General features: G+C 47.6%; 6 protein-coding genes. 4 read left to right on the top strand and 2 right to left on the bottom strand.

Annotated elements, in window-relative coordinates:
* The 3 genes from IEV98_RS19165 to IEV98_RS19155 form a co-directional block, all read left to right on the top strand.
* Positions 1–1646: T9SS type B sorting domain-containing protein (locus IEV98_RS19165; protein ID WP_188507637.1), on the top strand; the 1646-nt coding region annotated here is incomplete at its 5' end.
* An 81-nt stretch (positions 1647–1727) separates the two neighbouring features.
* A complete protein-coding gene (locus tag IEV98_RS19160) occupies positions 1728–2738 on the top strand; it encodes a PorP/SprF family type IX secretion system membrane protein (protein ID WP_188507636.1) in 1011 nt (336 codons plus the stop codon).
* Positions 2739–2805: 67 nt separating this feature from the next.
* Complete coding sequence (locus IEV98_RS19155) at positions 2806–4752, top strand: OmpA family protein (RefSeq protein WP_229738852.1); 1947 nt, start codon at positions 2806–2808, stop codon at positions 4750–4752.
* Between the two features lie 72 nt (positions 4753–4824).
* Here the strand turns inward: IEV98_RS19155 and IEV98_RS19150 are convergent, their stop codons facing one another.
* On the bottom strand, positions 4825–5664 hold the full coding sequence (locus IEV98_RS19150; RefSeq protein ID WP_188507635.1) for a prephenate dehydrogenase: 840 nt from the start codon (positions 5662–5664) through the stop codon (positions 4825–4827).
* Between the two features lie 33 nt (positions 5665–5697).
* Positions 5698–6867: a pyridoxal phosphate-dependent aminotransferase gene (locus IEV98_RS19145; RefSeq protein WP_188507634.1), complete on the bottom strand. Its 1170-nt coding sequence runs from the start codon at positions 6865–6867 to the stop codon at positions 5698–5700.
* Positions 6868–6975: 108 nt separating this feature from the next.
* Here IEV98_RS19145 and IEV98_RS19140 point away from each other — a divergent pair, with 108 nt between their 5' ends.
* Entirely contained in the window at positions 6976–8796 is a 1821-nt protein-coding gene (locus IEV98_RS19140) for an ABC transporter ATP-binding protein (RefSeq protein ID WP_188507633.1), read from the top strand.
* Positions 8797–8842 lie beyond the last annotated feature (46 nt).

The raw sequence follows: 8842 nt of genomic DNA, 5'->3' as shown, positions 1-8842 counted from the left end.
CCAAGTCATTCACTTCCACGAAGGCTGCAGATAAGGTGTCGGTGAAGGCTGGCGATGAGCTGACGTATACGATCACGGTGACCAACACGGGTGACGTGGACTACGACGGCATCACGGTTGCGGACAATATCCCTGCGAACACGACCTACAAGGAAGGCAGCGCAAGCGCCGGCGCGGGTTTGAGCGGCAACACGCTTTCCTGGACGGTCGACGTTCCGTTCGGCGAATCGCGTGAGGTAACCTTCACGGTTATCGTTGCGGACGACCTGACCGATGTGGCGAGCATCCGGAACGTTGCGAAGGTTACGGGCGAGGATCCGGGTACACCGGAGGAACCTGAGGTGGAGACCCCGACAACCCCCGGGCAGCAATTTGAATCGGCCAAAACCGTGAAGGATGCTACGGGAGATGGCAATGCCCAAGCAGGTGAGGAATTGACCTATGGCATTATTGTCAAAAATACAGGAAGTGTGGACTACAAGGGTATTACCATTGAAGATGAAATCCCCGCTAATACTACCTATGTAACAGGTAGCGCAACCAATGGTGGCGAGTTAGAAAATGATAAACTTAGTTGGACCATCGATGTTCCGTATGGAAAAGAAGTATCGGTGACGTTCAAGGTACAGGTCGTCGAAGAGCTCGATGGGGTTGATGCCATCCGGAATGTGGCTATGGTAACCGGTGGAGATCCAGAAAATCCAGAGGTAGAACATCCAGAGTCTCCCGAAGTGCCGGTAATCAATGGTCCGACAGCCATAAATGATAATGGTACAACGAACCAAGGTCAGCCGATTACGATTTCGGTGTTGACGAACGATGCAGCAGGCAGCAGCCCGTTGGTGTCCGAGTCAGTTCGTTTGATCGATCCATCAACCGGAGAGAAAGTGACCACGGTAACCATAACAGGAGAAGGCAGCTACACGGTGGCTGCTGACGGAACGGTAACCTTCACGCCAGATGCGGAATATGTAGGAAATAGCACTATAAAATATACCGTAAGCGATGAAAACGGACTAGCGTCAAACGACGGAACCATTGCAATCATCGTCGAAGGTGTGGCTGCTGAAATCGCTCCAACAGCATTAGACGATCAAGTAACTACGCCATATGGTCAAGCGGTAACCATCCCCGTGTTGAGTAATGACCAGGTGGGGAGTAGTCCAATTGTACCATCGACCGTACGGTTGATTGATGGATCCGGTAATCGAGTAAGCGTAGTCACTATCCCTGGTGAAGGTCGGTACGAAGTTAATGCTCAAGGTATTGTAACCTTTGAGCCCGCTGACGGCTTCACCGGTTCAAGTAGCGTGCGCTATGAAGTTGCCGATGAAAATGGATTGCTATCTAATACGGCGGTTATCAATGTTACAGTTAGCACCCGGCCATTCAAAATACCGAATGTATTCACGCCGAATGGCGACGGCAAGAACGATGTCTTCGAAATCGTCGGTATTGAAGGTTTTGACCGCACAGAGATTACAGTAGTCAATCGTTGGGGCAACGAGGTTTACCGCAATAACAACTACCGGAATAATTGGGATGGACAGGGATTGAACGAAGGAACGTACTACTATGTTATTATCACGCATGAGGGTGGACGCCAGGAACGGTATGCGGGATGGGTACTTATCAAAAGGCAGTAATTATTAATCGACGAAAATAAGGACAGGCATTCCAGCCGAATACATCACGTAGGCTGTGCATAAACTCCAAAAACTATAGCTATGAAGCGCATTATAAAATTAATGGTATTGATTATCGGCACGGGCGTGATCGGGGAGACCCGTGCTCAACAGAATATCCAGTTCACGCAGTACATTTTCAATTCGATGAGTGTAAATCCCGCCTATACCGGGTACAAGGAGGAATGGTTCGGACAGTTGGGTTTACGAAGCCAGTGGGTAGGCCTAGCGGGAGCACCTCGGACGGGATCGTTGTCAATAGATGGCATTGCTGATCCAATAAACAAACGCCACGGATTGGGGTTGCAGGTTATCGCAGACAAATTGGGGCCGCAATCAGCGACGTCGGCATACGCCAATTACGCTTTCCGTCTTCGACTGAACGAAGAAGATACCCAACGATTGAGTTTCGGTATCGGTGCTGGTGCGACGCAATACAGCTTGGATGGTGCGGTGCTGGATCCTATTGAAGGCAGCGATCAGGTTATACCTGCGGGCAAGATAAGCAATTGGGTACCTGACATCCGCTTCGGCATATATTATTACAACCCGAAATGGTATGCTGGAGTGTCGGTGATGGATTTGCTTTCGGGCGACCAAAGTAATAATATTTTCCGTTGGGATAATACAACCACGGACAACATCCGCCGCAAGCGCCACCTATACTTTATCGGTGGAGCGTTGTTTAATCTGGGTAAAGGGTTGGACTTTCGCCCCAGTCTGCTTATCAAGGAAGACTTCAAAGGGCCTACGAGCCTGGACCTCAATGCCATGTTCATTTTCGGGCAGCGGTTCTGGCTCGGTGCGGGTTGGCGCACGGGTGTCACGGTATTCGAACGTGAATACAACCGGTTAAGCGGTAATAGCTTGAGCGGACGTAATTCATTCTCGGCTGTTACCCAGATCTATGTGACCAATTCGCTTCGCATAGGTTATTCCTATGACTATATTACCAGTAGGCTTTCCAATGTTCAAAACGGATCTCATGAGGTCACTTTAGGTGTAACCCTTGGTCCCAAAGCGCAACGTATATTGAGTCCGAGATTTTTCTAGTTATATCGTGATTGTATCCGTAATAAAACCAGACAATAATTAACATCTCCCATTAATTGTGATTGATATGAAAAATAAATATTCGAGTATATTGATTGGCTCATTGCTGTTATTCTTCAATGTTTCCATTGCCCAAGAACAGCCAGGCCTACGCGACCGCGCTGATGAGCTGTACAGGCGATACGAATATGCAAATGCAGTGAAACTGTATGCCAAACTTGTTGATACCCGAAATCCACGTTCGCAAGACCTTGAGCGCCTGGCTGAGAGCTATTGGAAAATGAAAGACTATGAATCGGCAGAGAACTGGTATGCTCGGGTCGTACAGCTCGAAGACGCTTCACCGGAAAATCTGCTTCGTTATGGAGAAGTCTTGAAAATAAACGGAAAATATAAGGAAGCCAAGCAGCAATTGGAAACCTATGCAGTGAAGACGGGAAATACGGCTAAGGTAGCTCTACATGTGGCAGGTTGTGATTCCGCATTGCGCTGGATGGCATCGCCGACGCTACACCGTTTGCGCAATGAAGCCACCGTGAATACAACCAATTCCGAATTTGCGGCTTTTCCATGGGGCGATAATGTATATTATGCAGGTGAGCCCGACGATGAAATGTTTAAGCATACCTATGGATGGACAGGCAATGCTTTTCTACGGGTGTACACGGCACCGTTATCTGCCGCCGGTACGCTCGGCTCGCCTTCTTTTGCGGAAGCGACGCTTAACGACGTAAAATATCACGTGGGGCCAGTCATTGCTGGAAAAGACGGCAATACCTTATATGCCACGCGTACCCACGTTGGCAAGGACGGAGGTATGCAACGAGAAGCGGGACATAAATACCGCACGAACGCGTTGGAACTCTATCGCTATCAAAAGATCGACGGTGCTTGGGTAGCCGAGCCTTTTGCCTATAATAACGTGAAGGAATATTCGACAGGCCATGCGGCGTTGTCGCCCAATGAAGATGTCCTTTATTTTGCAAGCGATATGCCCGGTGGGCAGGGAGGAACCGATATTTGGTACAGTGAGCGGCAGGCTGATGGTACGTGGGGAAGCCCAGTAAATGCTGGATCTGTTATTAACAGTGCTGGTGAGGAGTTATTTCCAAGCATTGCGCCGGATGGCACACTATATTATTCAAGTGATGGTTTTGCAGGGATGGGGGGATTAGACGTTTTTAAATCCACAGGGCATAAAGGACAATGGGGTCGTCCTGAAAACTTAAAATATCCGGTTAATAGTGCGTCTGATGATTTTGCGTATTTGATTGATGACGAAGACGAGGACGGGGTGCGCGGCTTCCTTTCATCAGATAGGCGTGGGGGGAAAGGCGGGGACGATATCTATTCGTTTTCTTTAGAGAAACCAAGAATTATCATTATCCTGAAGGGTACTACTTCGGATAAAGCTACGGGTGAGCGTCTACCAGCCGCAGACGTGACACTTTATGATGGTGAGCGGCAAATTATTGCGAAAAAGAGCAGCAGTGACGCCGGGACGTTTGAGTTTATACTTGACCGTGACCGTGACTATACTGTATTGGCACAAAAAGAAGGCTACCATGCCGACTCGGCGAAAGTGAATACGCGGGGCATCGTGAAATCGGATACACTTGAAGTGGCATTGCTATTGGAACCCATTTTCCAAGTAGGGCAGACCTTCGAGTTGGAAAATATTTATTACGATTTCGATAAGCATAACATCCGGCCGGATGCGGCGGCGATTTTGGACGAGCTGGTGCGGACGATGCGCGACAATCCAACATTGAAGATTGAACTATCAAGCCATACAGATAGCCGGGGTAGCAATACCTATAACGAAGCACTCTCTCAACGCAGGGCACAGTCAGCGGTGGATTACTTGGTGAGTAGGGGGATCGCACGCGATCGAATGGTAGCCAAGGGCTACGGGGAGTCCAAATTGGTGAACCGCTGCGCGGATGGTGTCCCTTGTTCGCGTGATGAGCACCAAGCTAACCGACGGACTGAGGTAACCGTACTGGAGTACTAGCATTTCAATCAACCCGAAAATCAATAAGGGCAGCCCATTGGGTTGCCCTTTGTTTTTGAAAGCAAGAAGCCATTACTTTAGGATTCTGCGGATTTTGTTTGATTTCTTGATTAATTTATAGAAGGTTTCGTAGTCCTCGTTGCTAAGCACATCGTGGACATGCTGCAACTGTTTAATGTGTTCTTGGAGTACTTCGAGTACATTTTCACGATTTTGTTTGAAAATAGGTGTCCACATATCTGGCGAGCTTTTGGCTAGCCGAACCGTGGATTCGAATCCCGATCCGGCTAGCTCGAATATCCGACCCTGAGACTTCTCTTTTTCCAATACCGTTAGCGCCAGCGCAAACGAGGTAATATGCGATATGTGCGACACATAGGCGGTATGCACGTCATGCTCACGCGCATTCATGAATGTGGTGTGCATTTCGAGCTGTTCGGTGATCGCATCTACGGCCTCAAAGGCATCCTCATCGCTGTTCGTCGCATCCACATATACCATCATTTTCCCGGTAAATAGATTAGGGATGGCAGCTTCGGGGCCGGAGTATTCCGTACCGGCCATGGGATGTGCTGCTACGACCCGTCCACGCTTGGGGTGGTTGGCTATGGCCTGCAGGATACGTTCTTTGGTAGAGCCCATGTCAACGATCACCTGACTCGTTACCTGGTCGAGGAGGGAGGGCAACAGGCTCATAATAGCATCAACGGGGATGGTAAGCAGTATGATTTCACATTTGCCAATGGCATCCGCTAACGTGGCTCCCTCATCAATCAAGCCCATCTGAAGTGCCTTTTTTAAATTGATTTCGCTTTTATCGACACCTACGATTTTTGCGGCAATTTTTTTTTCTTTCAATGTGATGGCAATGGATCCACCGATAAGACCCACACCAACAATAGCTACGTTCATTTTTTGCGTATATTAATTGTCAATAAACTAAAACTATAAATTTGTCTTAGCATTTATAATACGGTCTCGGGCCTCATCCAATACCGCTTCCGTGGCACACAGACTCACCCGAATGTAGGCGTCGCCCCCGGTTCCAAAAATTCCACCGGGAGTGATGAATACCCGTGATTGTTGGAGTATCTCGTCGCTTAACGCATAGCCGTTTGGATAATCGACGGGTATCTTTGCCCATACAAAAAGGCCCACCTGTTGTTTGTCGTATGTGCACCTCAACGTATCCAACAATCGAAATACCTTTTCCCGCCTGTTTCGATAGCTTTCATTCAGTTCATCATACCATTCGCGACCGAGAGAAAGGGCTTTGGCAGCAGCCATTTGCACAGGCAGAAACATCCCCGAGTCCATATTGCTTTTAAATCGTATAACCTCATTGATACGATTTTCAGCACCAAGAAGCATACCAACTCGCCAACCGGCCATATTGGAAGATTTACTTAGCGAATTCAGTTCAATCACGACCTCCATCGCACCTTCAATGGATAGCAGGCTCTGCGGACGATCAGTTAATATAAAGCTGTACGGGTTGTCATGACAAAGCAGAATGTTATGTTGCTTAGCAAAAGCTACCGCCTCCTTAAAAAATGTCGTTGTCGCAGTTGCACCCGTAGGCATATGCGGATAATTCAGCCACATAAGTTTGACCCTGCTGAGGTCACGTTTGGCCAAGGCATCTAAATCGGGGAGCCAGCCATTGGATGCATCCAGGTCGTATGGAACGCCGGTTGCACCGCTCAATCGGATCGCCGCAGCGTACGCCGGATATCCAGGATTCGGGAAAAGCGCCTCATCACCCTCTTGGAGATAAGTCATGCAAATGTGAACAATACCCTCTTTGGAGCCTATCAGTGGGAGTACATGTTTATTCGGGTCTAAAGAAACCTGGTAATACGTGCTATACCAATCGGCGATTGCCGACCGCAATGGCAATACCCCCCTATAGTTTTGATAGGCGTGGGTAGACGATAACGATGCATATTCATGAAGTGTTTCGATAACCGCTGGATGAGGAGGTAAATCGGGGCTTCCAATGCCTAGATTGATGACCTTTTCACCAGTCTGATTGAGCGTCTCAATTTCGCTTAGCTTTTTCGAAAAATAGTATTCTTCCGTATGCTTTAGCCTTTTTGCAACCTGTATCTGCATTTTTTTACGTTTAGGCGACTAAATTACACAAAACCGGCCAATATTTGGATTCGTATTTTTCGGCTAGCCTTTCTTTTTTTGGTAGCTTTGCAGCTTGTTTAGTTTTTAATGAAGACATATTTTCGATTACTATCATATGCTAAACCCATTGGGAGATTTGCTGTTCCCTATGCCGTCACCACATTATTGAGTGTCGTGTTTGCGGTACTTAATCTAGCGCTGATCATACCATTACTCCAAACGCTATTTGCAGAAGAGGGCGGAACGGTCGTTGCTGTGGCTCCCGAAAATTGGTACGACATTGCTGCGCATTTTAAGTATTACGCCACTCATGCCAGCGTGGTCTTCGGCCCTTATGGCGCACTGCAACGGGTGTGTATTGTTATTATTTCTTCGGTTTTTCTTAGCAACCTGTTTCGGTATTTATCGCAACGAATAATGGAGAACCTTCGTATCCATACGTTATTGAATTTACGGAAGGCAGTTTTCGACAATGTGATGGATTTGCACGTCGGTTATTTCAATAACCAACGTAAGGGAGATATCATTTCAAAGATTGCTTCTGATGTACAGGTTGTACAGTTTTCCGTTACGGCTACGTTGCAAGTCGTTTTTAAGGAGCCACTCACGCTATTGGTTTACGTCATCGTACTCTTTCTTCTTTCTACAAAGCTTACGTTGTTTGCCATACTGGTCATTCCCGTTTCTGCGTTCATCATTTCGCGGATCGTCAAGCGGCTCAAAGCGCAGGCGACCTTGGCGCAACAGGTTTACGGCAATATGATCAGTTACTTAGACGAAGCGCTGTCGGGCATTAAGATTATTAAGGCGTTCAATGCGACGTCGTTTATCAAAAGCCGGTTCCATAAAGAAAATATCCGGTTTTCTAAAATAAGTAGGCGGATGGTGCGTCGGCAGCAGTTAGGGTCGCCGGTGTCGGAATTATTGGGGGTGGGCATGGTTGCTGTCGTGTTGCTTTACGGTGGCAAACTGGTTTTGAGTGGCTCTGGTGAGTTACCTGCTGAAGCGTTCATCACCTATATTGCCATTTTTTCACAGGTGATGCGTCCGGCAAAGGCGCTTACGGACGCATTTAGTAATATCAATTCGGGTATTGCCGCTGGTGAGCGGGTGCTGGATTTGATAGATCAACGAAACGAATTGCCAGAAGCGCCCGATGCACGACCGATTAAGACCTTTGAAACGGGTGTCCAGTTGGTTGACGTAGGCTTCTCCTATGGCGATAAACAAGTGCTGAAGCGGGTCAATCTTGATATCCCGAAAGGCCAGACGGTCGCATTGGTAGGTCCTTCGGGTGGTGGAAAATCGACCTTGATGGATCTCATTCCTCGGTTCAATGATGTTGGAGAAGGTGAAGTAATGGTTGATGGTATCAATATAAAGATACTTAAAGTAAATGATTTACGTAGTCTAATTGGTTTCGTGAATCAGGACTCTATCTTATTTAATGATAGCATATATAACAACATTGCATTCGGAATGGAAAACGCAACGATGGATGACGTCGTAGCCGCTGCCAAAATTGCCAATGCACATGATTTCATTCTCGAAACGGAACAGGGCTATGAAACCTACATTGGCGACCGCGGAATCAGATTGTCTGGGGGGCAGCGTCAGCGGATTTGCATAGCCAGGGCCGTCTTGAAGAACCCCCCCCTGTTACTGCTCGACGAAGCAACCTCTGCTTTAGACACAGAGTCTGAAAAGCTGGTACAGGAAGCCCTGTCTATGTTGATGCAGAATCGCACAACGTTGGTTATTGCCCATCGGTTGAGTACCATCAAAAACGCGGATAAAATTGTCGTGCTAGAGGGAGGGGAGATTGTGGAGGAAGGTACGCATCAACAATTACTAGCGAATGATGGCCTGTATAAGAAATTGATTGAGATGCAGCAGTTTGGAGACTGAATTGGATCTCAATAGGTATAAAAGTGCCTAAATAGTCCGGCAGGTA

The sequence above is a fragment of the Parapedobacter pyrenivorans genome (assembly GCF_014636865.1).
GTDB classification, from domain to species: domain Bacteria; phylum Bacteroidota; class Bacteroidia; order Sphingobacteriales; family Sphingobacteriaceae; genus Parapedobacter; species Parapedobacter pyrenivorans.
This window is presented reverse-complemented; position numbering and strand designations above follow the sequence as displayed.

Coding starts and splice junctions, on each gene's coding strand:
- IEV98_RS19160 (WP_188507636.1), top strand. CDS start 1,728: ATGAAGCGCATTATAAAATTAATGGTATTGATTATCGGCACGGGCGTG.
- IEV98_RS19155 (WP_229738852.1), top strand. CDS start 2,806: ATGAAAAATAAATATTCGAGTATATTGATTGGCTCATTGCTGTTATTC.
- IEV98_RS19150 (WP_188507635.1), bottom strand. CDS start 5,664: ATGAACGTAGCTATTGTTGGTGTGGGTCTTATCGGTGGATCCATTGCC.
- IEV98_RS19145 (WP_188507634.1), bottom strand. CDS start 6,867: ATGCAGATACAGGTTGCAAAAAGGCTAAAGCATACGGAAGAATACTAT.
- IEV98_RS19140 (WP_188507633.1), top strand. CDS start 6,976: ATGAAGACATATTTTCGATTACTATCATATGCTAAACCCATTGGGAGA.